The organism is Glutamicibacter sp. NPDC088483 (genome assembly GCF_044753145.1).
In the GTDB taxonomy this organism is placed as follows: Bacteria; Actinomycetota; Actinomycetes; order Actinomycetales; family Micrococcaceae; genus Glutamicibacter.
Genome location: NZ_JBIVMP010000007.1, coordinates 1 through 22778 on the forward strand (window position 1 = coordinate 1; position 22778 = coordinate 22778).

At 60.8% G+C, this 22778-nt stretch carries 28 protein-coding genes, 4 tRNA genes and 1 rRNA gene; 22 read left to right on the top strand and 11 right to left on the bottom strand.

What is annotated here, in order from left to right; translation table 11 throughout:
* Positions 1-166: 166 nt before the first annotated feature.
* A 5S ribosomal RNA gene (gene rrf, locus ACIP6G_RS14705) occupies positions 167-283 on the top strand.
* 197 nt (positions 284-480) lie between these two features.
* On the opposite strand, the gene ACIP6G_RS14710 is transcribed toward rrf, so the two are convergent.
* Positions 481-1002: a hypothetical protein gene (locus ACIP6G_RS14710; RefSeq protein ID WP_400291000.1), complete on the bottom strand. Its 522-nt coding sequence runs from the start codon at positions 1000-1002 to the stop codon at positions 481-483.
* 239 nt (positions 1003-1241) lie between these two features.
* Here ACIP6G_RS14710 and ACIP6G_RS14715 point away from each other — a divergent pair, with 239 nt between their 5' ends.
* The 7 genes from ACIP6G_RS14715 to ACIP6G_RS14745 all read left to right on the top strand — a co-directional run bounded on the left by ACIP6G_RS14715 (position 1242) and on the right by ACIP6G_RS14745 (position 5657).
* Positions 1242-1799: a dihydrofolate reductase family protein gene (locus ACIP6G_RS14715; protein ID WP_105662675.1), complete on the top strand. Its 558-nt coding sequence runs from the start codon at positions 1242-1244 to the stop codon at positions 1797-1799.
* 210 nt (positions 1800-2009) lie between these two features.
* Positions 2010-2879 carry a glycerophosphodiester phosphodiesterase family protein gene (locus tag ACIP6G_RS14720; protein ID WP_105657872.1) on the top strand — a complete coding sequence of 290 codons (870 nt, stop codon included), beginning with the start codon at positions 2010-2012 and terminating at the stop codon, positions 2877-2879.
* 5 nt (positions 2880-2884) lie between these two features.
* On the top strand, positions 2885-3571 hold the full coding sequence (locus ACIP6G_RS14725; protein ID WP_105662673.1) for a hypothetical protein: 687 nt from the start codon (positions 2885-2887) through the stop codon (positions 3569-3571).
* A complete protein-coding gene (locus tag ACIP6G_RS14730) occupies positions 3552-4283 on the top strand; it encodes an AzlC family ABC transporter permease (protein WP_400291003.1) in 732 nt (243 codons plus the stop codon). The genes ACIP6G_RS14725 and ACIP6G_RS14730 overlap by 20 nt, the downstream gene beginning before the upstream one ends.
* Positions 4280-4597, top strand: coding sequence for an AzlD domain-containing protein (locus ACIP6G_RS14735; RefSeq protein WP_105657874.1), 318 nt, complete (start codon positions 4280-4282; stop codon positions 4595-4597). Before ACIP6G_RS14730 ends, ACIP6G_RS14735 begins: the two co-directional genes overlap by 4 nt.
* A gap of 53 nt (positions 4598-4650) precedes the next feature.
* A complete protein-coding gene (locus ACIP6G_RS14740; protein WP_400291005.1) occupies positions 4651-4971 on the top strand; it encodes an MTH1187 family thiamine-binding protein in 321 nt (106 codons plus the stop codon).
* Positions 4968-5657: an O-methyltransferase gene (locus ACIP6G_RS14745; RefSeq protein WP_133834982.1), complete on the top strand. Its 690-nt coding sequence runs from the start codon at positions 4968-4970 to the stop codon at positions 5655-5657. Before ACIP6G_RS14740 ends, ACIP6G_RS14745 begins: the two co-directional genes overlap by 4 nt.
* Here the strand turns inward: ACIP6G_RS14745 and ACIP6G_RS14750 are convergent.
* Entirely contained in the window at positions 5654-6034 is a 381-nt protein-coding gene (locus ACIP6G_RS14750; protein WP_400291007.1) for a hypothetical protein, read from the bottom strand. The genes ACIP6G_RS14745 and ACIP6G_RS14750 overlap by 4 nt on opposite strands.
* A gap of 152 nt (positions 6035-6186) precedes the next feature.
* Here ACIP6G_RS14750 and ACIP6G_RS14755 point away from each other — a divergent pair, with 152 nt between their 5' ends.
* Together ACIP6G_RS14755 and ACIP6G_RS14760 are read left to right on the top strand one after the other, a co-directional pair.
* Entirely contained in the window at positions 6187-6693 is a 507-nt protein-coding gene (locus tag ACIP6G_RS14755) for a GNAT family N-acetyltransferase (protein ID WP_286134237.1), read from the top strand.
* Positions 6686-7513, top strand: a complete 828-nt coding sequence (locus tag ACIP6G_RS14760; RefSeq protein WP_286134238.1) for a spermidine synthase — start codon at positions 6686-6688, stop codon at positions 7511-7513. Before ACIP6G_RS14755 ends, ACIP6G_RS14760 begins: the two co-directional genes overlap by 8 nt.
* On the opposite strand, the gene ACIP6G_RS14765 is transcribed toward ACIP6G_RS14760, so the two are convergent.
* On the bottom strand, positions 7510-8019 hold the full coding sequence (locus tag ACIP6G_RS14765; RefSeq protein ID WP_400291010.1) for a DUF2087 domain-containing protein: 510 nt from the start codon (positions 8017-8019) through the stop codon (positions 7510-7512). The two genes, ACIP6G_RS14760 and ACIP6G_RS14765, sit on opposite strands and share 4 nt — an antisense overlap.
* A gap of 92 nt (positions 8020-8111) precedes the next feature.
* Positions 8112-9563: an NCS2 family permease gene (locus tag ACIP6G_RS14770; RefSeq protein ID WP_181148871.1), complete on the bottom strand. Its 1452-nt coding sequence runs from the start codon at positions 9561-9563 to the stop codon at positions 8112-8114.
* Between the two features lie 169 nt (positions 9564-9732).
* Between ACIP6G_RS14770 and ACIP6G_RS14775 the strand changes: the two genes are divergently transcribed.
* Complete coding sequence (locus ACIP6G_RS14775) at positions 9733-10710, top strand: universal stress protein (protein WP_133834979.1); 978 nt, start codon at positions 9733-9735, stop codon at positions 10708-10710.
* Positions 10711-10787: 77 nt separating this feature from the next.
* On the opposite strand, the gene ACIP6G_RS14780 is transcribed toward ACIP6G_RS14775, so the two are convergent.
* Positions 10788-12536: an NlpC/P60 family protein gene (locus tag ACIP6G_RS14780; RefSeq protein ID WP_400291012.1), complete on the bottom strand. Its 1749-nt coding sequence runs from the start codon at positions 12534-12536 to the stop codon at positions 10788-10790.
* Between the two features lie 778 nt (positions 12537-13314).
* Positions 13315-13686: a metallopeptidase family protein gene (locus ACIP6G_RS14785; RefSeq protein WP_400291014.1), complete on the bottom strand. Its 372-nt coding sequence runs from the start codon at positions 13684-13686 to the stop codon at positions 13315-13317.
* Positions 13687-13824: 138 nt separating this feature from the next.
* On the opposite strand from ACIP6G_RS14785, the gene ACIP6G_RS14790 reads away from it, so the two are divergent.
* The 4 genes from ACIP6G_RS14790 to ACIP6G_RS14805 all read left to right on the top strand — a co-directional run bounded on the left by ACIP6G_RS14790 (position 13825) and on the right by ACIP6G_RS14805 (position 14283).
* Positions 13825-13897 (top strand) — tRNA-Glu (locus ACIP6G_RS14790).
* Positions 13898-13952: 55 nt separating this feature from the next.
* A tRNA-Asp gene (locus ACIP6G_RS14795) sits at positions 13953-14026 on the top strand.
* 49 nt (positions 14027-14075) lie between these two features.
* Positions 14076-14148: transfer RNA gene (locus ACIP6G_RS14800), tRNA-Phe, on the top strand.
* A 61-nt stretch (positions 14149-14209) separates the two neighbouring features.
* Positions 14210-14283, top strand: a tRNA-Asp gene (locus tag ACIP6G_RS14805).
* Positions 14284-14335: 52 nt separating this feature from the next.
* On the opposite strand, the gene ACIP6G_RS14810 is transcribed toward ACIP6G_RS14805, so the two are convergent.
* The gene (locus ACIP6G_RS14810) at positions 14336-15190 is read right to left on the bottom strand and encodes a hypothetical protein (RefSeq protein WP_286134704.1); all 855 of its coding nucleotides are present in this window, start codon (positions 15188-15190) and stop codon (positions 14336-14338) included.
* A 2-nt stretch (positions 15191-15192) separates the two neighbouring features.
* Positions 15193-15993 carry an exodeoxyribonuclease III gene (locus tag ACIP6G_RS14815; protein WP_105657885.1) on the bottom strand — a complete coding sequence of 267 codons (801 nt, stop codon included), beginning with the start codon at positions 15991-15993 and terminating at the stop codon, positions 15193-15195.
* A gap of 105 nt (positions 15994-16098) precedes the next feature.
* Here ACIP6G_RS14815 and ACIP6G_RS14820 point away from each other — a divergent pair, with 105 nt between their 5' ends.
* Positions 16099-17151 carry a 3-hydroxyisobutyryl-CoA hydrolase gene (locus ACIP6G_RS14820; RefSeq protein ID WP_400291017.1) on the top strand — a complete coding sequence of 351 codons (1053 nt, stop codon included), beginning with the start codon at positions 16099-16101 and terminating at the stop codon, positions 17149-17151.
* On the top strand, positions 17148-18044 hold the full coding sequence (gene mmsB / locus ACIP6G_RS14825) for a 3-hydroxyisobutyrate dehydrogenase (RefSeq protein ID WP_332727630.1): 897 nt from the start codon (positions 17148-17150) through the stop codon (positions 18042-18044). Before ACIP6G_RS14820 ends, mmsB begins: the two co-directional genes overlap by 4 nt.
* On the opposite strand, the gene ACIP6G_RS14830 is transcribed toward mmsB, so the two are convergent.
* A complete protein-coding gene (locus tag ACIP6G_RS14830) occupies positions 18039-18542 on the bottom strand; it encodes a MarR family winged helix-turn-helix transcriptional regulator (protein WP_400291019.1) in 504 nt (167 codons plus the stop codon). The genes mmsB and ACIP6G_RS14830 overlap by 6 nt on opposite strands.
* 72 nt (positions 18543-18614) lie before the next feature.
* Here ACIP6G_RS14830 and ACIP6G_RS14835 point away from each other — a divergent pair, with 72 nt between their 5' ends.
* The 4 genes from ACIP6G_RS14835 to ACIP6G_RS14850 all read left to right on the top strand — a co-directional run bounded on the left by ACIP6G_RS14835 (position 18615) and on the right by ACIP6G_RS14850 (position 20810).
* A complete protein-coding gene (locus tag ACIP6G_RS14835; protein WP_400291021.1) occupies positions 18615-19757 on the top strand; it encodes an acyl-CoA dehydrogenase family protein in 1143 nt (380 codons plus the stop codon).
* A gap of 116 nt (positions 19758-19873) precedes the next feature.
* Complete coding sequence (locus tag ACIP6G_RS14840; RefSeq protein WP_105657889.1) at positions 19874-20077, top strand: hypothetical protein; 204 nt, start codon at positions 19874-19876, stop codon at positions 20075-20077.
* Positions 20074-20514 carry a hypothetical protein gene (locus ACIP6G_RS14845; protein WP_105662662.1) on the top strand — a complete coding sequence of 147 codons (441 nt, stop codon included), beginning with the start codon at positions 20074-20076 and terminating at the stop codon, positions 20512-20514. Before ACIP6G_RS14840 ends, ACIP6G_RS14845 begins: the two co-directional genes overlap by 4 nt.
* Positions 20511-20810, top strand: coding sequence for a transcriptional regulator (locus ACIP6G_RS14850; protein WP_105657891.1), 300 nt, complete (start codon positions 20511-20513; stop codon positions 20808-20810). The genes ACIP6G_RS14845 and ACIP6G_RS14850 overlap by 4 nt, the downstream gene beginning before the upstream one ends.
* Positions 20811-20813: 3 nt before the next feature.
* On the opposite strand, the gene nadE is transcribed toward ACIP6G_RS14850, so the two are convergent.
* Positions 20814-21638: an ammonia-dependent NAD(+) synthetase gene (nadE, locus tag ACIP6G_RS14855; protein ID WP_400291024.1), complete on the bottom strand. Its 825-nt coding sequence runs from the start codon at positions 21636-21638 to the stop codon at positions 20814-20816.
* 92 nt (positions 21639-21730) lie between these two features.
* On the bottom strand, positions 21731-22168 hold the full coding sequence (locus ACIP6G_RS14860) for a MarR family winged helix-turn-helix transcriptional regulator (protein WP_400291026.1): 438 nt from the start codon (positions 22166-22168) through the stop codon (positions 21731-21733).
* Between the two features lie 39 nt (positions 22169-22207).
* Here ACIP6G_RS14860 and pyrE point away from each other — a divergent pair, with 39 nt between their 5' ends.
* Positions 22208-22765: an orotate phosphoribosyltransferase gene (gene pyrE / locus ACIP6G_RS14865; protein ID WP_400291028.1), complete on the top strand. Its 558-nt coding sequence runs from the start codon at positions 22208-22210 to the stop codon at positions 22763-22765.
* Positions 22766-22778: the final 13 nt, after the last annotated feature.

The window sequence follows — 22778 nt, forward strand, 5'->3', positions numbered from 1 at the left end:
ACACACAATAAAACAATATTGAACTGATGATTTCAATGCTGTTCGCGTTCACTATGCGGTTACGAGACAACAACCTCTAGCCAGCAAATACGGATGAGTTACAAGACTTTGTAGCACCGGAAAACATTGACCAGGAAACGTTTTGGTTTGTGTGCTTCGTGATTGTTACGGCGGTCATAGCGTGGGGGAAACGCCCGGTCCCATACCGAACCCGGAAGCTAAGGCCCACTGCGCCGATGGTACTGCACTCGTGAGGGTGTGGGAGAGTAGGTCACCGCCGGACTTAACTTGAGTAGATGGTTTGAGGCCCTGGTACCGTTTGGTGCCGGGGCCTCACCTGTTTAACCCGTGCAGGGGCCAGGCATGAAAGCCTGGCCCCTGCACTTGTTTAAGCACTGTTCCTGTTGGCTTGCGGCCTGCCTATTATCGAAGCATCGCAATCGCTTTGAACCGCTTCAAGCAGTCCAAGGAGTGAGAAGACTAGTGGGCTGCTTCTTCGGCTTCAATTATTGACGCGAGTGCCAGGTCTTCGATGGTGAGCATCACGGTGCTATCCGACCGGTCAAATAGCTGCAGGGTGATGCTCCGGCCATTACAGCGCCACATGCCCACCGGCTGATCTTCGTCGTCCCAAGGGCGCTCAGGAGTGCCATACAGTTGGGAAAGCTGCGCCTGCAGGGCTTCGTAGCCATACTGGGCCACCGGGTCCTGGGCGTTCAGCGATCCGTAGAGGTGGGTGCAGACGCTGAGGAATTGCTGACGGTAAGTATCCCAAAAACTCACCATTTTTCCTGGCAGGCCGAGGTCTAGGCTCATCATTTGATGTGGTGAATCGTGGTCTTCGGCATCAACGTTGTTTCCGGAAACGAATCCAAGGGCACCGAACAGGACTTCACGCTCGACTTCGGTCTTTGGCCAGGGGCCTTGGACCAGGCCCTGGACAATGGGCATGAGGTCGCGGGGACCAGGGGACAAACTTGGGGATGAGTCTGGTGGCGGCATACTGCGAGCCTACCTTTGACGCTTAGTCTCCCGGAAGATGAGCGTGAAATTGTATTTCGCTTACAGGTTCTGCATCCAACGCAGATGCTGGGCGGACATCGCCGATGCGAACGGGCCTGTCTTTGCTTTCGCACCGGTTGCCTGATGATGCATCGTCGCTGCTTGACGTGGCTGGCCGGCAACCCTACAGTCAAGGCACCGGGGACCTGGTGGTGAGGCTATAGCTACAGGAGCTTGCGATGGGACAATTGACATTCAGCATCAACGTCACGCTGGATGGCTGTGTAGATCATCGCGAAGGCATCGCCGACGACGAATTGCACGACTACTTCACACGACTGATGAATGCGCACGGAGCGATGCTCTGGGGGCGTGCCACCTACGAGCTGATGGAAGATTACTGGCCGGCCGTCGCTCATGGAGATATCGCAGCGCCACCAGCGCTGCTTCGCTGGGCGCAGCAGCTGGAGGAGAAGCCCAAGTACGTTGTCTCAAGCACCCGCACCGCGTACTCGTGGAAGAATTCGCACTTGCTAAGCGGCGACCTACGCGCCTCGGTGCAGAAGCTGAAGGACCAGTACCCCAATGGAGTGCTGCTCGGTAGCGGCAAATTGGCAACGGTTCTGGACCGGATGGAACTTATCGACGAATACCACTTCCTAGTCCATCCAGTCATCGCCGGGCATGGACCAACCCTGCATGAGGCAGGATTGCAGGATTCCCGTCACCTCCAGTTGATATCAGCGCAGCCACTGGCCAGCGGGGCAATCGCAGCCAGCTATCGGCGTGCAGGCTGATTCCCATGACGATGGCGATTTTGCCTTGGAATTCCGGGGCAGAATCAGGAAAGCGGACACCTTTTCTTGCCGGGTAACTTCGTGTTTTGCACGATGGCAGCAAGTGCTTGCATCCGCAGGCCGAAGCCACGAAAGCAGTCGAAGAAATAAGCGTCTTGGCAGAGGGCAATCTGCGTTGCCAAGGAGCGATGATCGCGTAGCGTAGGAATTATGGATACGCTTTTTTTCGCCCATCGCGGCAGCTCCCATAAATATTCGGAGAACACTCGTGCTGCCTATCTGCAGGCCATCGACGAAGGCGCCGATGGAATCGAATGCGACGTCCATCTGAGCAAAGACGGAATCGTCGTCTGCCACCACGATCCAACAGTCGACCGCACCTCTGATTCAGCCGGTCTGGTTGCCGGATTTACCTTGGCCCAGATGAAAGCCATGGACTTCACTGGAGTCGTTCCGAGCATGGTCCCGGCCGAGTACGGGGCGGAGAATGAACAGCTCCTGAGCCTCGGCGAACTTTTCGAGCTCATTGAAGCACGCGGCAAGCCAATTGGCCTGGCTATCGAAATCAAGCATCCAAGCCCCTATGGCCACCTGCTCGAAAAGGGTGTGCTGCAGGTTCTCGCAGCCCATGGCTTCGACCCGCAGACGGGCACGGCCGGCTCGCAAGGGCAGATCGCGGTGACCCTGATGAGCTTTGAGCCGAATTCCCTGCGCTATCTGGCACGCACCGTCAGCACTTCACTATTGTGCCAACTGATGACCGAGGTCAACCCGGACTATGTCCGGCAGCTCATTGATTCCGGCGACCTGGGGCGAGCAGGTGTCTACGATGTTCTTTACCGCTCCGTGCCTGAAGGAATCGAACTGATCAACGCAGGGGGAGCTGGCATCATTGGATCCGGGGTCGCCTGGACCCGAGCCAATGAGCATCTTGTGCGCCGATGGCTGGAACAAGGGCTGAAGGCGCGCATCTGGACGGTTGACCGTCCCGCGGATGCGCAATTCCTGGTGGACCTGGGTGTCGGGGAATTGACGAGCAACCGCCCGGCAGAACTGCGCAAAGAATTGGAGCTGAGCTAGGCCACATGAACACCGGAGAAATCGCACAGGTCAACCTGTACCTGCAGGACACGTACATTTTTGCTGCGGAGGCCCGAGTCATTGCGACGGGAAGCGGCGAAGACGGGCAGTGGATTGCCCTGAGCCCCAATATCTTCCATCCCCGTGGTGGAGGCCAGCCCGAAGACTCAGGCACCGTGGACGGGCTGCCTGTCTCAGTCCAGCGCGACGCGAATGCACTGGTGGTCTTGTACGGCGCCGGCGCCCGGCAGGTGGGTGATCAGGTCCTAGCTGAGATCGATGGCGAGCTGCGCCTTTCCCATGCCGCATTGCACACCGCAGGGCACGTCCTGGGCTTCGCTGGCGAAGACCGCGGCTGGCAGCACCAGGGCCACTCGCACTTCCCTGGGCAGTCGCGGCTCGACTTCGATCCGGCCAGCCTCGACCTGCCATTGGGTGATGAGAACGAACGGGCCGCCGCCAAGGCCTGGCTCCAAGGACGCGTCGATGAACTCATCGCTGGCGGCGGAGAAATCACAACGGCCACCGATGCTCAGGGCATCCGTACCGTGAGCATCGCCGGGGTGAATGCCGAACCTTGCGGTGGCACCCACGTGAAGCACCTGAACCAGCTGCAGCACGTCGAGATCGGCGACGCAAAGGTCAAGCGCGGTGTCTACAAGGTCAGGTACGATGCACGCCACGTCCGCTAGCTGGTTCACTCCGGCGACCAGGATGGGCCTTTCCATCGCGATCGCCACCGGGCTCTACGGCATTTCCTTCGGGGCCCTGTCCATTGCTGCAGGACTGGATCTGTGGCAAACCGTTGCCTTGAGCGCCTTGATGTTCACCGGCGGATCGCAGTTCGCCTTTATCGGCGTGATCTCAGGCGGAGGTGCTGCCTCGGCAGCGTTCTCCGCCGCTTCGCTGCTGGGAATCCGCAATGCCGTGTACGGGATGCAGATCAAGCAGGCATTGCGGCCTTTGGGACGGCATGTGCCCTGGATGGCCCAGGTGACCATCGATGAATCCACCGCAGTCAGCTTGGGGCAATCGGACCTGGCCGAGAAGCGCCGTGGTTTCTTCACCGCCGGGATGGGCGTCTACGTCCTGTGGAATCTGTTCACCCTCGTCGGAGCCTTGCTCGGAGAACGCATGGGGGACCCCGCGGCTTGGGGGCTCGATGGCGCCGCGGTCGCCGCCTTCATCGGTTTGCTCTGGCCGCGCTTGAAGTCAGTTGAACCGGTCATGATCGCGATTGCGGCCGCAATCCTCACCGCGCTGGCTGTGCCGGTCACCGCGCCGGGCTTGCCGATTCTGGTAACCGCGGCCTGCGCTGCGATCTACGCGGTGGCCACCGGCCGCCGGACCCCGGCTGCGACCGAGCACGGCGATCTGGAAAGCATTGAGGAGGACCAGCCTTGAGCGAATTGAGCTGGTGGATTCTGGGAGCCTGCCTGACGGCCTACGCAATCAAGCTCTGCGGCTACTTTGTGCCACGCAAGGTTCTGGACTCGCCGACCATGTCCCATGTCGCGGCCACGCTGACCATTGCGTTGCTCGCCTCGTTGGTGACGGTCAACGCCTTCACCTCCGGGCAGGAACTGGTGATTGACGCCCGTATCGGTGCGCTCGCGGCGGCGATTATCGCACTGGCTTTCAAGGCACCCTATCTTGTCGTCGTTGTCGTCGGTGCTCTGGCGGCCATCGTCTTGAGGGCGAGCGGACTAGCTGCCTAGATATTGCCTGCAAGGCGGATGACAAGCACAAGGCGTAGTGGGACAGTGAAAGCATGATTGTAGCTTTCTCCGTAGCCCCAAGTAACGACAACCCCAACGGTTCGGTCCACGATGCAGTGGCCGAAGCGGTGAAAATCGTCCGCGATTCTGGCCTCCCCAATCGCACCAGCTCCATGTTCACCGAGATCGAAGGTGAATGGGACGAAGTCATGGAGGTAGTCAAGCAAGCCACCATGGCCGTTGGCCGATTCGGTTCGCGCGTATCGCTGGTGTTGAAAGCCGATATTCGGCCCGGTTACGAAGGTGAGCTCGATGGCAAAATCCAACGCCTGGAGAAGGCTATTGAGGATAGTGAGGAGAACATGTCGTCATGATCCACCATTCTGCAGAGCACCATGCCGCAGCCGTCGATGAATATTTGGAACAGGCGCTGGGGTTGCGCGTTGATGCCTTGGAGGCAGGCCGGGAGCATTCCCATAGTGCCGGGCTTCCACGGATTGAAGTCAGTCCTGCCCAGGGAAAGTTCCTCCAGCTGCTCACCGAGATCACAGGTGCCCGGAGGGTCCTCGAGATCGGAACCCTCGGAGGCTACTCCACCAGCTGGCTCGCCCGGGGCGTCGGTGCAGCTGGTACCGTCATCAGCTGCGAATTTGAACCCCTGCATGCCTCGATTGCGCGTGAGAACTTGCAGCGGGCAGGGCTTTCAGAACGTGTTGAAATCCGGTTGGGGGCCGCTCAGGGTTCCATGGATTCGCTGATTTCCAAACGCGTTGCACCATTTGACCTGATCTTCATAGATGCCGATAAGCGCAACAACGTGCCCTACCTGGAACGCGCACTGGAGCTGGCGCATTCAGGCACCGTGCTGGTGCTCGACAACGTGGTGCGCAGCGGCGCGGTCTTGGATGACCCATCCCGGCATGGGACGCAAGAAGCCGATGTTCGCGGAATCCAGGACTCTTTGCGGTGGTTGCGCGATGACCCGCGCGTATCAGCCACGGCGCTGCAGACTATAGGCGTCAAGGGGTGGGACGGGTTCGCGCTAGCGCGAGTCCTCTAGCGCGTTGGATAGCGCTCGGGGCGCTCGAATTCGAGTTCCCCGGCTTCATCGTGCTTGAACGGCGGCGACTTCAGGATCAAGAAGTACACGCCCAATCCGCAGAGAAGACCCATCGGCGGGCCGACCCACAGGGCATAACCGGTATTGCGCACCAGCCCCGCAACTACCGGGCCAACCAGCATGGGAACGATGTAGTAGTAGTGGTCCGGTTCGGCCGGGCCCCAGAAGCGTTCGAACCTGGCCAGAATGCTGAAGCCGGCGGCTAGGAGAACGCAACCGAGCAAAATCACCCAGAAGGTCGAGGAAAGGCTGATGGTCAGGGTCAGGGAACCGACAAGGCCACCAGTCAAGGCAGCGTATTTTGTATTCCGGTTCAAGTCCGACCCCCCTTTGAGCCAAAAAGTTTACGACTACGTGAATATTTTTTCAAGCATTTGGACAGTCCGCAATACTACTTTAGTAGGAGGGGGCCTTGGTGCGTTGGAAGAAAATAGCGAAGTCACTGCCGTAGGCTAGAGAAGTGCCGCAAATGAACGACTACCGAATCCGACTGGCTACTGAACAAGACGTCCGCCCAGCGCTGCAAATGAAATTGCAAGCCTGGCGAGAAGCGTACGCCACACTTCGCGATGAGTCCTTTTTCGCCCACCATGAAGGCCAACTTGATGGCCAGACAGCCTGGTGGGAACGCGGGCTGGCATCCGGAGCGCAATTCTTCATCGCGGAAGACCGCGATGGCCGCATCATCGGGCTAGCCGGTGGAACTCCGGCCATCGAAGAAGACCAGGATGCCGGAGTAGACGTCGAATTGGGCATGCTCTATGTCCTGGAAGAGTACTACGGTACCGGACTGGGCCAGCACCTCTTCGATGTTGTCCTTGGACAGCACGACGCCCTGGTCTGGGTCCTGCAAGGCAACGAGAGGGCCCTGGCCTTCTTCGCGAAGCAGGGATTCACGCCTGATGGAACCAGTGAAGCCCTGACTGGCAGCTGGGATGGCTTAATCGAACAACGAATGGTGCGCGCGCGTGGCTAGGGATGCCAAGGAATCAATGCTCGGAGAGTATCCGATCGACACCGGAACGGCGATCATTGAAGCTGATCCCTACGGCGCCAGCCGCTATATCCTGAAGGTCAACGGCGTGCCCTCCTCCCATGTGGACCTGGAGGACCCGGCCTACCTCGATTTCGAGTACATGCGCTGGATGGAACCGGTCTTCGCCATCGGTTTCCCGGCCGGGCAATACGACGGGCGCGCCCGCAAGCTGCGCGTGCTCCACCTTGGCGGAGGTGGCTGCTCCATGGCCCGCTGGGTCGCGGCCAGCTATGAAAACGCCCGGCAGGTCGTGGTGGAACTGGATGCCAAGCTGGCCGAGCTGGTGCGCGTCCACTTCGAGGTTCCGCGCGCTCCGCTGGTACGCCTGCGCGTGGGAGACGCAGCCCAGGTGCTGCCCACCTTGAGCGATGCGAGCCGCGATGTGATCATCCGCGATGTCTTCGCCGGGAGCACCACCCCGCGCGTGCTGACCACGGCGGACTACGCCCGCGAAGCCCAGCGCGTGCTGGATGCCGGGGGCGTCTACATCATGAATTGCGGCGATACCGCGGACCTGTCCGGCGCCAAGGCGGAAGCCGCGACGCTGCTGGAGGTCTTCGAGCATGTGGCCATGATCGCCGACCCGCCGATGCTCAAGGGCCGGCGCTACGGGAACATCGTGTTCCTGGCCAGCGACGAACCGCTCAAGCTCGGCCCTGCATTCGAACGCAGCCTGCGCACTGCGCCGTTGCCGGCGCAGCTGGTTTCCGGGGCGGCAGTGCAGCGCTTCGCCACCGGGGCCGTGCCGATTACCGGCTAGCTCCCGGGGCCCATCCGGTATCCGCTCCTGTCTGCTGCGCGCTGCAGCAGGCCGTGGTCAACCATGTAGCGGCGCAGCAGCGCGACGTCCGGGTGGAATACCCGCAGCCGTTCATTGAGCTGCTCTTCGCGCAGTTCGTCCCCGGCTCCTATCACCGCATTGCGCAGGTAGACCAGCACTTCATGGCGGTCCGCTGGTTTCGCCGGGAGGCTATGCAGCTTGTGTTCGTCGAAGAAGCGGCGGATCCCGACGCGGTCGGTCTTCGCGGCCGAGGCCGAAGCCAAGGTCTTCTCCAGCAGTTCGTCGTTCAGCGCCCAGCCGGACCCCTCTTGGCGCAGAAGCCCGATGCTGGCCCAGTGCTCCAAGTCCTTGCGTTCGGACTTATTGGCCTGCTCGGGTACCCCGTGCCCGCTCAATACGGCCCCGAGAAGCCGGCGCATCGAGGTGTTCTTCAAGCCTGCGGCCACCTGGATCCACTGCCCAGCGGTGTTCTGCTGATCGCTCATAGAGCCCATCCTAGCCAGTGCCCGCCGGGACGGAGGCAAAAAACGCCCCGCCATCGCCGGAGCAATGACGGGGCGCCTGGAGGGCTTCGGGGCTATTTGACCCCGGCCCACATCTCAATCAGTCCGATGCCGAAGAACAGCACGAAAGCCGCGGAAACAACCCACATCAGCGGGTGGATTTCCTTGGCGCGGCCCTGCGTGGCGCGGATGAAGACGTAGGAGATGAAGCCGGCACCGATGCCATTGGCGATCGAGTAGGTGAACGGCATCAGGGTGAAGGTCAGGAAGGCCGGCAGCGCGATGCCCCAGTCGTTCCAATCGATCTTGGAGACCTGGGTGATCATCATGAAACCGACCACGACCAGTGCCGGCGCCACGGCTTCGAAAGGCACCAGGTAGATCAGCGGGCTCAGGAACATCGCGACGATCATCAGCAGGCCGGTGACTACCGAGGCCAGGCCGGTACGGGCGCCCTCGCCGATGCCGGCGCCGGACTCCACGAAGATCTGCGCCGAGGAGCTTGAGGTGCCGCCGCCGACGATCGCGCCGGCCGCATCCACCAGCAGGACCTTGTCCACGTTGGGGATCTGCCCGTTCTCGTCCATGGAACCAGCTTCCGAAGCCAAGCCCACCATGGTGCCCATGGCATCGAAGAAGATCGAGAGCAGGATGACGAAGGCCAGCAGCGAAGCGGCAGTGGCGCCGATCTTGCTGAAGGCGCCGAACACGCTGACCTGGCCGATCAGCGACAGGTCCGGAAGGGTCCACTCGGGCAGCGACGGAACCACCAGCGACCAGGTGTTGGTCTCCATCGCGCCGATGTGGAAGACGGCTTCGAGGATGTTGGCAAGGATCGCCGAAACGACGATGCCGATCAGGATCGCGCCCTTGACCTTGCGCACCACCAGGGCCATGGTCAGCAGCAGGCCGACAACGAAGACCAGGATCGGCCAGCCCATCAGCTCTCCGTCGAAGCCCAGGCCCACCGGAACGGTGGTGTTCGCGGCATCCGGGAGGCGCTGGACGAAGCCGGCGTTGACCAGGCCGATCAGTGCGATGAACATGCCGATGCCCACCACGATGGCGGTCTTCAATCCGGCTGGAACCGCATTGAACACCGCGGTCCGGAACCCTGTGAGCACCAGGCCGAACATGACCACACCCGCAATGAGCACCAGGCCCATGACATCAGCCCAGGTCAGTTCCGGGTTGGTTGCCACGGTGATAGCGACGAAGGCGTTGACGCCCAAGCCGGTAGCCATGGCGAATGGGTGGCGGGCCCAGATGCCCATCAGGATGGTCAGGATGCCGGCGACAAATGCGGTCACCGCGGCAACGCGCTGGATGCCCAACTCGCCGCCCGAGGAATCGGCACCGGAAAGAACCAGCGGGTTGAGGACGACGATGTAGCTCATCGCGAAGAAGGTGGCGATGCCGCCGCGAACTTCGGTGGAGAACGTTGAACGCCGTTCCGAAATCTTGAAGTATCGGTCGATGCGCGCGGCCATAGCATTCCCGGACGCGGTTTGTGTGGAGGAGGACATGGAAAAATTCTATGACGTTTCGGGCGCTGATTCATATCGATCCGAGTGTCCAGTAGGCTGTACGCGAAAACTTTAGACCCAACTCACACCTAGAACTGCGGAAGCAAGTACATTGGTGGTAAGGGAAATCACATCCCGTTATATCTGAGGTAGTTGAGGAGCGAGTCTGATGAGTGACGAAGCACCAGTCGCAGCAGAGAAGATTGAAGGAATTGTCGTTGGCGTGGACGGATCCCAGCAGAGCAGATGCGCTTTGCGCTGGGCCGAACGCGAAGCGGTACGCCGCGGCAGCGTGTTGAATATCGTGTCCGCCTACACCATCCCGGTGTTCGCCGCGTCCTCCATGGACGCAGGCTACTCGACCCTGGATGACGACCTGATCCGCGGGGGAGCCGAGGACATTGTGCGCCAGGCGCGCGCAGAGCTTGAAGGCAGCACGGCGGCCATCCGCACCTATATCGAATCCGGGGACCCGTCCGGCGTGCTGCTGGACCTGAGCCAGGACGCCGAATTGGTAGTGGTCGGAACCCGTGGCCGCGGTGGCTTCGTTGGCCGCCTGCTCGGCTCGGTGTCCTCGGCACTGCCCGCGCATTCCAAGTGCCCGACCGTCGTGGTTCCGCTGGCCATGGCCAAGGAGCAGGAAGAGGCCGGTGCCGTCGCGGCGTCGAACCGCAACTGCATCGTGGTCGGCGTTGACGGTTCAGACCGCGCGCGTTCAGCGGTGCTGGCAGCCGCGGACGCGGCCATCGCCAGCGACCTGACGCTGCGCCTGATCTGCGCGGTGCCGCCGGTGGGGGCGGCGCTGGCATGGATGCCGGCGACCGTTGACCAGGAAGCCGTGCTGGAAGATGTGCGCTACCAGATGAGTGTGGGCTCCAAATGGCTGAAGTCGCACTATCCGGCGCTGAAGATGGAAACCGATGTGGTCTCCGGGCCTCCCGTCGAGGTGCTGATCCGCGAATCCGAGCATGCGGTACTGACCGTCACCGGCTCGCGGGGCCGCGGCGGCTTTACCGGGATGCTGCTTGGCTCAACCTCGCAGGGCGTCTTGCACCACTCCAAGGGCCCGGTGATGGTCGTGCCGGACTCGGATGACCCTCGCCTGGAGAACCGCAAGGACTTCGATACGCGGGCGCAGGAGCAGTGACCGCACGCCTGTAGCCAGAATGCAGGAAGGCCGCACACCCAAAAGGGTGTGCGGCCTTCGTGCTCGAGGGGTGGCGCTTAGTAGCGGGCTGCCTTCGGGTAGAGGTTGTTGACGTAGCTCAGTGGAGTCACCGAGATGCCGGCGTTCGGGTTGCGAGCGTGGACGACCTGGCCGTTGCCGATGTAGATAGCTACGTGGTAGAACGAGGAACCGCCGTTGGAAGACGAGAACACCAAGTCACCTGGGCGCAGGTTGCTCAGCGACACGTACTGCGGGGCGCTAGCGAACTGCTGGGACGAAGTACGTGGCAGGCTGATGCCGGATTTGCCGAAAGCTCGCTGCGAGAAGCTCGAGCAGTCGAAAGCATCGGGACCGTTGGCACCGTAAACGTAGTACTTGCTGGGATCATCCGCGGTCTTCAAGGCCCAGGAAAACGCTGCTGAGTAGTTGCTGCCGGACTGCGGCGCGACTTCAGGCTTCGGCTCCGGCTTAGGTTCCGGCTTTGGCTCAGGCTTAGGCGCTGGCTTCGGGGTGACCTTCGGCTTGGGCTCCGGCTTTGGCTCGGGCTTGGGTGCCGGCTTCGGGGTAGTCTTCGGCTTCGGCTCGGCCTTTTTGGTGGGTTCCGGCTTCGGTTCGGCCTTCTTGGTTGGCTTTGGCTCGGCCTTCTTGGTTGGCTCTGGCTTCGGCTCGGCCTTCTTGGTTGGCTCCGGCTTCGGCTCGGCCTTTTTGGTCGGTTCCGGCTTTGGCTCGGCCTTTTTGGTCGGTTCCGGCTTTGGCTCGGCCTTTTTGGTCGGTTCCGGCTTTGGCTCGGCCTTTTTAGTTGGCTCCGGCTTCGGCGCTACGGGAGGCTCGACAGCTTCCGGTTCCTCTTCAACCTCCTCAGGCTCCGACTCGACCGTTTCCTCTTCAGGTTCGGCCTGCTCCAGCTCACGTGGCTTTTCAACCGAGAGCGGCTGAACGGAGTCTTGCTTCGTTTCGGGAACCTTGGCGGTTTCCTCTTCGGCGATGGCGTCCGCGAGAGCTTTTTCCTGCTCCTGCGTTTCGCGCTCTTCAACCGCCTGGCGAACCTCGGCCTCTTCCTTCTGCTTCAAGGTAGCGAGGTGGCCGATCAAGTCATCGCGCAGCTGCTTCTCAGGTGCGATAGCTGCTTCGTAGGTGGACAGGGTGCTGTTCGCGGTCGCTGCGGCTGCGTCATAGTTGGCTGCAGCTTCTTCGGCGGCGTTCTGTGCCGCATCAGCATATTCCTGCCAAGCCGAAACGAGGCCTTCGGCCTCGGTGGCGGTGTTGACGGACTGGACCTTCTGTTCGCTCAACGCGTCGATGGTAGCGGCCTTGTAGAACAGGTCGCCTTCCTGGTTGTCATCAAGGAGCAGGCTCAGGGTCGAGGTGCCTGCGCCATTGCGGTAGATATCCGAAGCGATAGCACCCAGATCGTTGCGGCTCTGCTCCAGGTAAGTCTTTGCGTACTCGAGCTGTTCTACAGCCTTCTCGGCCGCAGCGGTGCGCAGATCGCGCTCTTCGCCGGCGGTGAGCAGGGATTCCTGAGCCTGAGCGGCCTCAGTTTCAACGCGCTTCAGTTCGGCGCGGCTGGAAGCCAGGGAAGCTTCGATGCGCGCGATCATCGCGTTCGTCGAAGCCTTATCCTTCTTTGCGTCCTGGACCTCTGCGTCCGAAGGTAGCGCGGAAGCGCTAGGTGCGGCAGCGATGGCCACAGACTGAGGAAGCAGAGCTGAAGTAGATGCGGAAGCGGGCAAAGCGCCTGCAATGCAGGACACCGCTAGGGCTAGGGTGCTTGCAGCAACACCGAGCGTGTGGCGAGTAGCCATATCGTTCCTCACTAAGTACTTGGATGACGCGGAGTGCGTGAGTCGTGACCTTCACCGATGAGTAGGTCACGATTCGGATAAGACTCCAAATAGCACATTAGGCCAATTAAGACACGCTTGGCAACACTGTTCACATCAGTCACATGAATCCCATTCGTGTAATTCGCCTGGGTATTCGGCGGTGATCTGCGAAGATAGTGGCATTTGGGATCTGTGTGGCTGATCAAGAGTGGCTGGGAAATTACTCAGACATATATCTCGCCTCGTTACCAAGGTATCGATTGTCATGAAGCTTGGGTAACGTGCCGGAGGGGAATGTGCGGCTGCAAAAAGGTTTGCCTTTAAAAGGGAAAGGTACTCCGGGAGGGCGCAAAGCTCTGCTTCGCTGGGTCTGCCTCGGAGGCGCCGGCTCCAATGGCGAAATCCTTTTGAAGGGGTGCGGTGCCGTGCTCCCAATCGGGATCATCTCGCTCCCCTTGGTGGCGGAGGGGCCCAGAGTCGCTGGGTGGACAAGGGCAAGGGGCATGCCAGGTTCCTCCGGCTGGCTGCACCTGATCACGCCCGGATAAAGCAGCCGCCAGCGGGGCAACGGGAAACCGACCGGCGCGCGAATCGTTGAGAGCCGGCTTTTGGGCGGCTTGCCCGCCGGTCGACTGGACCCGGATGGCGATTCCAAGCGCCATGCCTGTGCTTTGGGTCTCTTTCGACCTCGACTCGACCACTGCATTCGAGTATTTTTGTGAGGCAGATCTCAAAAGAAGATTCTGCGGATTTGGGGCTATGACCACCCTAAATCGTGCAATTTCGCGTCGTCGATTCCGAAGTGATGGGCCACTTCGTGCATCACTGTAATCCCAATTTCCCGCACTACATCTTCACGTGTTTCGCAGGCTCGAAGCGTCGGATTCTTGAAGATCGTTATGCGGTCGGGAAGTGCGCCCGTGCCCCAGTCCAGGTCCCGTTCCGTGAGTGCAATGCCCTCGTATAACCCCAGAATTTCAGGGTTTTCTGGTTCTCCTGGAAGCGGCTCATACTCGTCTTCGATGAAGAAAATGACGTTGTCCATCATGGCGAATGCAGCCTCCGGAATGGCGTCGATGGCCTGCTCGACCAGGGTCTGGAATTCGTCGTCATCCATCTCAAAAAGCATGCTTCCAGACTAGGCCCGCGCACCCGATTTGGCATGGGTGAAACTCGTCCAGGTGCCGATTTTGCAAAAGCAAAAAACACTGCGTATAGTTATTGGAGTCCGCTACGGAGAAGCAAGAAACCGAAGCGAACAACTTAGGCCCCCATCGTCTAGCGGCCTAGGACACTGCCCTTTCACGGCAGCGGCACGGGTTCGAATCCCGTTGGGGGTACAAGCAACCATTATGTGGTTGTCAGATGGAGAAATCCATTGGCTTGCGAAAGCAAGGCCCTGTAGCGCAGTTGGTTAGCGCGCCGCCCTGTCACGGCGGAGGTCGCGGGTTCAAGTCCCGTCAGGGTCGCTCAATTTACTATTTCAATAGTAGATTTGGTGTCCACTTAGTGGTACCAGGCTCTGTAGCTCAGTTGGTAGAGCGTTCGACTGAAAATCGAAAGGTCACCGGATCGACGCCGGTCGGAGCCACGCAGGCCCTCGGTTTATCCCGGGGGTTTTACTGTGTGACTTGAATTTATTCAAAGCACTAGGCCCTGTAGCGCAGTTGGTTAGCGCGCCGCCCTGTCACGGCGGAGGTCGCGGGTTCAAGTCCCGTCAGGGTCGCACACTAAACAGAAGCTCCGGATTCCGGGGCTTTTGCTGTATCCAGGGGCAGTTAGTTCGCGCGGCCAAGATGCCGCGGACCAATCCAGCGATTGCTCAGCCGGCGGTATGCGGCGGCGGCGCTAGTCATGTCCTCGTCTTCCAACGCCTGAATGCCGTGCATCAAGTCGTTCGCGGAATCATCGGGCCACACAATTTCTGCCAACAGGCCATAATCCAGTTCAATGACCGATCTGTTGTCGAAGGATTCCAGCCATCCGCCAAGGCTGCCCAGCTCCTCGAAGAGCTGCGACTGCGGCGCATGGGATGCCAGCGCTTGGACTGCCCAAGCCAGGCGGTCAATGGCCTGTTCGAAAGTGGCGTACATGCGAACCGTCTTCAGCTGCTCACCGCTGTGAACCAGCTCGTGCTCGTCGTCCTCGCGGAAGAGGGCAAACCAGCCCAGCGGGATGCCCCATGAAGAGGTCCTCGTGTGCAGATGGGTCAGGTCATTGGCCAGGCGGTCGGCATCAACGCGTTGTGCGTTAGCCTGCCGCGCTGCCGGCGGTACCAGCAGGTCGAAAACCTCGGCCCGCATGGCTTCTTCGGCTTGTTCGGCAGCGAGCAGGCTGCGTGCCTGCAATTGCCCCGGGCAATAGCGCGTGTGCTCGGCCCCTTGGTAGTCCAAGGACTTCACGCTGCGGAAGAATTCCGGCTCATTATGCGGGAACGGGTCGGAGACATGGCGCAGGGTGCGGCTCCACAGCCGCTCGTTCTCGAAGTCATCCCACTGCTCCGCGGTGCGCCGCGGGGTACGCAGGATGATGGACTGGGCCCAATCCTCGAAAGCATCCAGCGGCTCGTAGACGCGCAGGTGCGCTGTAGCTGCGGTCAGCTCTGCGGCGGGCCCAATCATCTTTGCCGCCATGACTAGTCGGCCAGCTCCACGATGACCGGGGCGTGGTCGCTGGCGCCCTTGCCCTTGCGTTCTTCGCGGTCAATGCTTGCGCCGGTTACGCGTGCGGTGAGCGCAGGCGAGGTGAGCGAGAAATCGATGCGCATGCCTTCGCCCTTCGGGAAACGCAACTGCGTGTAATCCCAGTAGGTGTATTCGCCTTCGGTGTGCGGGCGCACGACATCGGTGAAGCCCAGCTCCTCGAAGGCAGCGAAGGAGGCGCGCTCTGGCGCCGAGACGTGGGTCAACTTGTTCTCGAGGAAGAAGTCGATATCCCACACGTCTTCGTCCTTTGGCGCGATGTTCCAATCGCCCATCAAGGCAATCTGCGCCTCGGGGTTTTCCGCCAGCCATCGGGCGGATTCCTGCTTGAGCACATCCAGCCAGTTCAGCTTGTAGCCCATGTGCTCATCATCCAACGCGCGTCCGTTGGGTACATACAGGCTCCAGACACGCACTCCGCCACAGGTTGCCGCGATGGCGCGAGGCTCCTGGATCGGATTCTTGCCGGCCTTGCCGAATTCCGGCTGCCCGGGGAAGGTGCGCTCAACATCCTCGAGGCCAACGCGAGAAGCGATGGCAACGCCATTCCACTGGTTGACTCCGAAGTGCGCTACCTCATAATCGTTGTTCTCGAACAGTTCCCAGGGGAAATTGTCGTCTTTGCACTTAGTTTCCTGGATAGCCAGGACATCTACATCGGTACGTCGCAGCCAGTCCTCAACACGGTCGGCGCGGGCTCGCAGCGAGTTCACATTCCAGGTTGCAATCTTCACTAGTTCAACCTATCAAGTTTGCTGTCTTGTGCCACTTCAATTTAGTTGGAAGTCCGAGTATATTCGACACTAGTAGGTGACCTCAATCACTCAAAGGAGAGTCTGTTGCCTGAGATTCTGACCGAACGCCGGGGGCACCTGGGGCTCATTACGCTGAACCGGCCGAAGGCCCTGAACGCCCTCAACGCGGACATGTGCCGCGACTTCCTCGACGTGCTGCTGGAATGGCGCGATGACCCGGATATCGCCCAGGTAGCGGTTATGGGCGCAGGGGAGCGCGGCCTGTGCGCCGGCGGGGATATCGTGGCGATCTACCGGGATATCTTGGACCGCAGCGGTGCTTCGGCTGACTTCTGGCGCATTGAATACCAGCTCAACGTCCTGATCGACGAGTACCCCAAGCCGTACATTGCGCTCATGGACGGAATCGTCCTAGGCGGTGGCATCGGCATCTCGGCGCATGGCAGCCATCGCATAGTTACCGAAACCAGCCGTTGCGGCATGCCGGAAGTCGGTATCGGATTCTTCCCGGACGTAGGCGGAACGCATTTGCTGGCGCGTGCCCCGCATGCGGCCGGACGATTGGCGGCATTGACTGGAATGAAATTCAGCGCGGCCGACACCATCGCTTTGGGCCTGGCCGACTCGTATGTGCCCAAGGCCCGGATCCCCGACGTGCTCGCAGACCTCGAGGCCCAGCCGGCCGCGTCGGTGCTGGCCAGCTATGCCGAGACTCCGGAGCCTGGCTTCCTGCACGAAGAATGGGTACAGGCCTTTGGCGAGGCAAGCACCCCAGCGGTCATGCGTGCACTGGAGCTGCACGACTGCCCGCAAGCCCAAGAGGCGTTGAAGGCATTGGGCGCCGCCTGCCCGAGCTCGGTGCGCTTGGCCGAAGAACTGATCCACCTGGCTGGATCGGATTTGAGAACAGACCTGCAACGAGAGTATCGGGCTGCCGTTCACCGGCTTGATGACCCCGATTTCGCCGAGGGGATTCGCGCCGCAGTCATCGACAAGGACCGCACTGCGCAATGGACGGAAGCAGTCCCGGGGCTAAGCCCGGGCCAGCGCACGCAACGGCATTTGGAGCCCCTGTTCGGGGCAGAACTAACTTTCGCACTGCTCGGTGAAGATCTAGCGGAAAAGAGCCACTCATGAACGCAAAACCAGTTATCGGATTCCTGGGCATGGGCCATATGGGATTGCCCATGGCCATCAACCTGCACAAGGCAGGCTACCGGATCAAGGGCTTCGACGTGGTTCCTGGCGCGGTGCAGGCCGCCCAAGAGGCAGGCATCGGCACTGTGGCTACCGGAGCCGAGGCGGCCGCCGGCGTGGACATCGTCATCACGATGTTCCCTTCGGGCAAGCACGTGCTCGATGCCTACCGCGAATACCTGCTCGATAGCGCCAAGCCCAATACGCTGTTCCTGGAGTGCTCCACAATCGACGTAGCGCAGGCCCGTGAAGCGGCGCAGCTTGCGGTCGCCGCGGGGCATCGAAGCGCCGACGCTCCGGTATCCGGGGGCGTGGTCGGGGCAGAAGCGGGGACTTTGACGTTCATGCTCGGTGCGCAAGCCGAAGATCTCGGAGAGATCACCCCGCTGCTGGAGCACATGGGCAAGCGGATCGTGCACTGCGGCGGGTACGGCGCAGGCCAGGCCGCCAAGGTCTGCAACAACATGCTGCTGGGCATCTCGATGATTGGCGCTGCCGAGGCCTTCGTGCTCGGAGAACGGCTGGGCTTGGAGCACCAGGCGCTCTTCGATGTCATTTCCTCCGCGTCGGGGCAATGCTGGTCGGTCACCACCAATTGCCCGGTGCCCGGACCTGTGCCTGCTTCCCCTGCCAATCGCGATTACCAGCCAGGATTTGCCGCAGCGCTGATGGCCAAGGACCTCGGCTTGGCAGCTAGCGCGCTGGAGCATACGAGTACCGATGCCCAGCTCGGCTCCCTGGCCGCAGCGCTGTACCGCAAGTTCAGCGATGAGGGCGATGCGGGAACCGATTTTTCCGGGATTATCAACGCGATCCGCGACGGATCGCTATAGGAAGTCCCCGGAGGCCTTGCGGAATCGGGCCAGGATCTCGAAAATCTCGGTGGCGTCGTTGCCGGAGAGATCGCTCTGGGCAAAGAGCTTTTCGTTCAGATCGCCGCGGGCCGCAGGCAGCACTCGCTGGCCTGCGGCCGTGAGCTCCAAAAGGCGGGTGCGGCCGTCGGTCGGGTGCGGGATGCGCCGCACCAAACCGGTGGCTTCCAGGCGGTCTACCGAGTTGGTCAGGCTGGTGGCGTGGACCTGCAGGAGCTGGCTGGCCTGGCTCATGGGCAGGGAGCCGCGCTTGGAGAAACCGAGCAAGGCGAGTACTTCGAATCGCGCAAAGGTCAGCCCGTGCGGCTTGAGGATGGCATCGGCTCGCTGCAGGTAAATCGATGCCGTGCGCATCACCGCGGTAATTGCGGCCATGGAGTCGGCCTCGGCTGACCATCCATGGGAAATCCATTGTTCCCTGGCTTGCGCGATTGGATCGCGTGAGAGCGGAGAAGTCATGTGCATACCCCCAAAAGAAGACTTAGTCCAACAATATACTTGGACATCCTATGGTTTGGAAGGAATCCCCGGATGGACCTCTTGAATGTGGCCGGAGAACTAAGTGGAACCGAACGGCAGCGACTGCTTGGAATCAAGCAGGTAGCGCAGCATCAGGTGCGCAAGCAGTCCGTTGGCTATTGGAACCGCGAAGAATTTCCGACCGAGCTGATCGGAAAACTGGCCGAACTCGGACTGGGCGGATTGCAGCTGGGGGACAGCTCGCATTTGCTGCGGGGGCTGATCCATGCAGAACTCGCCCGCGCCGATATTTCAATCTCATCCGTGGTCGGCATCCACAACGAACTGGTGCTCGGGATGATCCGCGAATTGGGGTCGGAAGAGCAGCGCGCGCAGTGGCTGGGCAAGCTCGCCGGCTTTGAAGCCTACGGCGCATTTGCGCTGACCGAACCGGAACATGGATCGGATATCGCCGGCGGCATACGGAGCACCGCGCAGCGCGACGGTGACCAGTACGTTCTGAACGGGGCCAAGCGGTGGATCGGCATGGGCACCTTCAGCGATTTCGCGCTGGTCTGGGCCAAGGACGAGGAAACTTCGCAGGTCGGGGCCTACCTCGTTGAAGCGGACCGCCCTGGATATAGCGCCTCCAAGATCGAACACAAGATCGGGCTGCGCAGCATGCAGAATGCGGATATTCGGCTGGAGAATGTGCGGATTCCCGTCGCGAATAAGCTTCCAGGGGTGACCAGCTTCGCTGCGGCAAACCAGCTATTGATGCAATCTCGCGCGTGGGTGGGGTGGCAGGCTGTCGGCGCGATGATGGCAACGCTCGACATCTGCAGCGAGTACGTCGCGCAGCGCCAGCAGTTCGGGCAGCCGCTGGCCGCTTTCCAGTTGATTCAGCAGCCCCTGGCCGAAATTGCAGGCAACCTGAGCGCCTGCCTTTCCATGATGGGCGATATTGCCCGCAAGCAAGAGCGCGCGGAATTGCACATGGTGGATGCGGCAATGGCGAAGTCCACTGCCACCCGCCTGGCGCGGGATTCGGCCGCCTTGGGCCGAGCGATGCTTGGCGGCAATGGCATTGTGAGCGATTTCGAAATGGCCAAGGTCTTCTGCGATGTCGAGATTCTCCATACCTATGAAGGCACCTATGAAATCAATTCGCTGATTGTGGGACGTGCCCTGACCGGAGTCAGTGCCTTCGTGTAGCCGGGGCATCCGTCCGTTGGAATCTTTCCAGCTAATTCATAACGAGTACTTTCCAAAGTGGAAAGTACTTGTTATGGTTGGGGAACTCGGAAGATCAAAGCCAAAGGAGCAGGACAATGAAGATTCCATTCAGCACCTGGTACACCATCATCACCGTTGCGGCAGGTCTGGCCTTCGCGGCAATGGCCATGACCGCCTATGCCACGGGCAACAACTCCCTGATCTTCATTGGCATGGGCTTCTTCATGGCAATTTGCATGACCATGACGTCCGTCTACGCACAGCGCCAGCAGAAGGCTCGCAAGGCGGCCAGCAAATGAGTTCCGGCAAGAAAATGAGCCCTGAAGAGCAACTGGCCGCCCTGGGGTTGGCGCAGCAGGGAATGCAGCGTGCCGCCGGGTACGGAGCCAAATTGCTGGGCACCTATTGCATCATCTTGGGAGTGCTCATGGGCGGCCTGGCCGCACTGCTGCAGGTCTTTCGTCCCGATGCGGATTTTATCGGCTTCATCGTCATCATGGCGTTGTTCTGCGTATCCGTTGCAGCAATGTCCTTGGCTTACGGGAAGCTCTACCGCTCGCTGCCGCGCGGGCATTCCAAGATGTATCTTCGGGGGTTCATTGCGAGCATGGTGCTTTACGCGGTGGCAGTGGCCTTGCTCGGGGCGGGACCCATGGGCTGGGGCGCCATCGCGTTGATCTGGATTATCGTTGCCGCGCCGTTGTTCCTGACCGGAATTGCGATGGTGCGCAAGTGAATGCCCATGCTCGCGAACGGCTCAACGACGACTTCTCCAACCCGGTACGGCTTTCACTGATGGGCTCCTTGCAAGCCGTGGACGAAGCCGATTTCAAATCCTTGAAAGAAGCCATCGGCATTTCGGATTCGGTGCTTTCCCGGCATCTGAGCGCACTGGAAGCCGGCGGTTACGTGCAGATCAAGAAAGGGTATGTGGGCAAAAGGCCTCGTACCTGGGCGAAGCTGACTTCAGCTGGGCAGGAGGCCTTTGCGCAACATGTCCAGGCGCTGAAGGAAATCACCGGCTTGGGGTAATCCTCAAGCGCGCCACCATTTATCCCAGTAGGTGGCCGGTACGGTGCGCTTGTGCCGGGATCCCACGAAGCGCCTTTCGATGACCTCGGCTGCCGCGGGGTCAATCTCGCGGCCTTCGAGGTAGTCATCAATCTGCGGATAGGTCAGGCCAAGTTCCTCTTCATCTGCGCGCAGCGGCTGGCCGTCCAGCAGGTCCGCGGTAGGCTCCTTGGCCCACAGCAGCTCAGGAGCCTGCAGCTCGCGCAGCAGTGCCTGGTTCTGGCGCTTATTCAGCCCGGCCAGGGGCAGGAGGTCCGCTCCGCCATCGCCGAACTTGGTGAAGAAGCCGGTGATCGATTCGGCCGCGTGATCGGTGCCCAGGACCAGCATCCCGCGGTCCCCGGCCATGGCGTACTGCATGATCATCCGGGTGCGGGCCTTGAGGTTTCCGCGGTTGAAATCGCTCAGAGCCAGGTGGCCCGCATCGGCCAGGGCTTCATCGAAAGCGGCGACAGGCTTTTGGATGTTCACCTCGAACTGCTCGTCGGCAGCCACGAAATCCATGGCCGCTTCCGCATCGGCCGCATCCTTCTGCACGCCATGCGGCAGGCGCACCGACACGAAGCGCGCCTCGCCGCCGGATTCGCGCACCTCTTCGACGGCCAACTGGGCCAAGCGGCCAGCCAGCGTCGAATCGATGCCGCCGGAGATGCCCAGCACGAAACCCCGGGCACCGGTAGCGGCCAGATAGTCCTTGAGGAAGTCGATACGACGGCGAATTTCGTCGGCCGCGTCGATTTCCGGGCGCACGCCCAGCTCTTCAATGATCTTTGCTTGCAGTTCACGCATGCTTCTAATCCTAGGCATGAGCCCTCGCCGTGCGGTACCGCTGCACAGGCTGGGAACGAAAGTTAATCTGTTCTCAACAAATCCCGGAGGGGCTATTCGGAGTCCTGGTCCGGGTCCCAGCCGAGATTGCGCGCGATCTTCTCCAAGGCTTCGACCACCGCGTCATATTCGGAACCGTCCAGATCCTGGCCGAACTGGGTGCGGATCTTTTCCACGAGCTCACTGAGCTTGAGCAACGAGGTGTGGCCCCGATCGGTGATGGAATACTCGCCGTTGATTGCCGTAACCCAGCCGGATTCGATCAACTCGGCAAGGTGCTCTCTCAATGATTGCGGTTCATCCGGCGAGGCGAAGAACGGAGAAAGCCCGGCGTCCAGTTGCGCCTCGGTGGCAGGTTGCTGCTCTAGCAGGTTGAGCACCTGCCATTGCCTGCGTGTCACACCGTGCTCTTCCAAAGTCGCTGCAAACTGCTCGTCAATCAGCGAATCCACCAATTTCAGCCAGTAACCCAAGGGGCGTTTTGCGTTCATGGAATCAGCCTAGCCATGATGCCGACTAGAATCGAGGGTATGAGCGAAACCAGCGCCCGTGAGCGACTAAAAGAACTGATCCAAGAACTAGCCATTGTGCGCGGCAAGGTCACCTTGTCCTCGGGCAAGGAAGCTGATTACTACATCGATCTGCGCCGTGTAACCCTGCACCAGGAAGCCTCGGGCTTGGTTGGCGAAGTCATGCTTGGCTTGCTGGACGAGGCCAAGCTGGAATTCAGCAATGTGGGCGGCTTGACCATGGGCGCTGACCCGGTAGGCACCGCCATCATGCACACCGCCCGGGCCAAGGGCCGCGCCATCGACGCTTTCGTGGTCCGCAAGGCGCAGAAGTCCTACGGCATGGGCCGCCAGGTCGAGGGCCCAAGCGTCGAAGGCCGCGATGTCATCGTGCTCGAGGATACTTCCACCACCGGCGGTTCGGCGCTGACCGCTGTCGAGGGCGTGCGCAAGGCCGGCGGCAACGTGATTGCCGTGGCCGTGATCGTTGACCGCGACACCGGAGCCAAGGAACGCATCGAAGAAGAAGCCGGCGTTCCGTACCTGTTCGCCTACGGCAAGAACGAGCTGGGCCTGTAGCCGGCAAGCGATT

What these genes read in the sequence shown, in the direction of transcription:
- ACIP6G_RS14730 (WP_400291003.1), top strand. Translation starts at nt 3,552, where the DNA reads ATGCACGCCACGTCCGCTAGCTGGTTCACTCCGGCGACCAGGATGGGC.
- ACIP6G_RS14745 (WP_133834982.1), top strand. Translation starts at nt 4,968, where the DNA reads ATGATCCACCATTCTGCAGAGCACCATGCCGCAGCCGTCGATGAATAT.
- ACIP6G_RS14765 (WP_400291010.1), bottom strand. Translation starts at nt 8,019, where the DNA reads ATGAGCGATCAGCAGAACACCGCTGGGCAGTGGATCCAGGTGGCCGCA.
- ACIP6G_RS14860 (WP_400291026.1), bottom strand. Translation starts at nt 22,168, where the DNA reads ATGAACGCAAAACGCCCCTTGGGTTACTGGCTGAAATTGGTGGATTCG.
- pyrE (WP_400291028.1), top strand. Translation starts at nt 22,208, where the DNA reads ATGAGCGAAACCAGCGCCCGTGAGCGACTAAAAGAACTGATCCAAGAA.
- ACIP6G_RS14720 (WP_105657872.1), top strand. Translation starts at nt 2,010, where the DNA reads ATGGATACGCTTTTTTTCGCCCATCGCGGCAGCTCCCATAAATATTCG.
- nadE (WP_400291024.1), bottom strand. Translation starts at nt 21,638, where the DNA reads ATGCGTGAACTGCAAGCAAAGATCATTGAAGAGCTGGGCGTGCGCCCG.
- ACIP6G_RS14710 (WP_400291000.1), bottom strand. Translation starts at nt 1,002, where the DNA reads ATGCCGCCACCAGACTCATCCCCAAGTTTGTCCCCTGGTCCCCGCGAC.
- mmsB (WP_332727630.1), top strand. Translation starts at nt 17,148, where the DNA reads ATGAACGCAAAACCAGTTATCGGATTCCTGGGCATGGGCCATATGGGA.
- ACIP6G_RS14840 (WP_105657889.1), top strand. Translation starts at nt 19,874, where the DNA reads ATGAAGATTCCATTCAGCACCTGGTACACCATCATCACCGTTGCGGCA.
- ACIP6G_RS14780 (WP_400291012.1), bottom strand. Translation starts at nt 12,536, where the DNA reads ATGGCTACTCGCCACACGCTCGGTGTTGCTGCAAGCACCCTAGCCCTA.
- ACIP6G_RS14755 (WP_286134237.1), top strand. Translation starts at nt 6,187, where the DNA reads ATGAACGACTACCGAATCCGACTGGCTACTGAACAAGACGTCCGCCCA.
- ACIP6G_RS14835 (WP_400291021.1), top strand. Translation starts at nt 18,615, where the DNA reads ATGGACCTCTTGAATGTGGCCGGAGAACTAAGTGGAACCGAACGGCAG.
- ACIP6G_RS14830 (WP_400291019.1), bottom strand. Translation starts at nt 18,542, where the DNA reads ATGACTTCTCCGCTCTCACGCGATCCAATCGCGCAAGCCAGGGAACAA.
- ACIP6G_RS14775 (WP_133834979.1), top strand. Translation starts at nt 9,733, where the DNA reads ATGAGTGACGAAGCACCAGTCGCAGCAGAGAAGATTGAAGGAATTGTC.
- ACIP6G_RS14740 (WP_400291005.1), top strand. Translation starts at nt 4,651, where the DNA reads ATGATTGTAGCTTTCTCCGTAGCCCCAAGTAACGACAACCCCAACGGT.
- ACIP6G_RS14845 (WP_105662662.1), top strand. Translation starts at nt 20,074, where the DNA reads ATGAGTTCCGGCAAGAAAATGAGCCCTGAAGAGCAACTGGCCGCCCTG.
- ACIP6G_RS14810 (WP_286134704.1), bottom strand. Translation starts at nt 15,190, where the DNA reads ATGGCGGCAAAGATGATTGGGCCCGCCGCAGAGCTGACCGCAGCTACA.
- ACIP6G_RS14785 (WP_400291014.1), bottom strand. Translation starts at nt 13,686, where the DNA reads ATGCTTTTTGAGATGGATGACGACGAATTCCAGACCCTGGTCGAGCAG.
- ACIP6G_RS14770 (WP_181148871.1), bottom strand. Translation starts at nt 9,563, where the DNA reads ATGTCCTCCTCCACACAAACCGCGTCCGGGAATGCTATGGCCGCGCGC.
- ACIP6G_RS14715 (WP_105662675.1), top strand. Translation starts at nt 1,242, where the DNA reads ATGGGACAATTGACATTCAGCATCAACGTCACGCTGGATGGCTGTGTA.
- ACIP6G_RS14725 (WP_105662673.1), top strand. Translation starts at nt 2,885, where the DNA reads ATGAACACCGGAGAAATCGCACAGGTCAACCTGTACCTGCAGGACACG.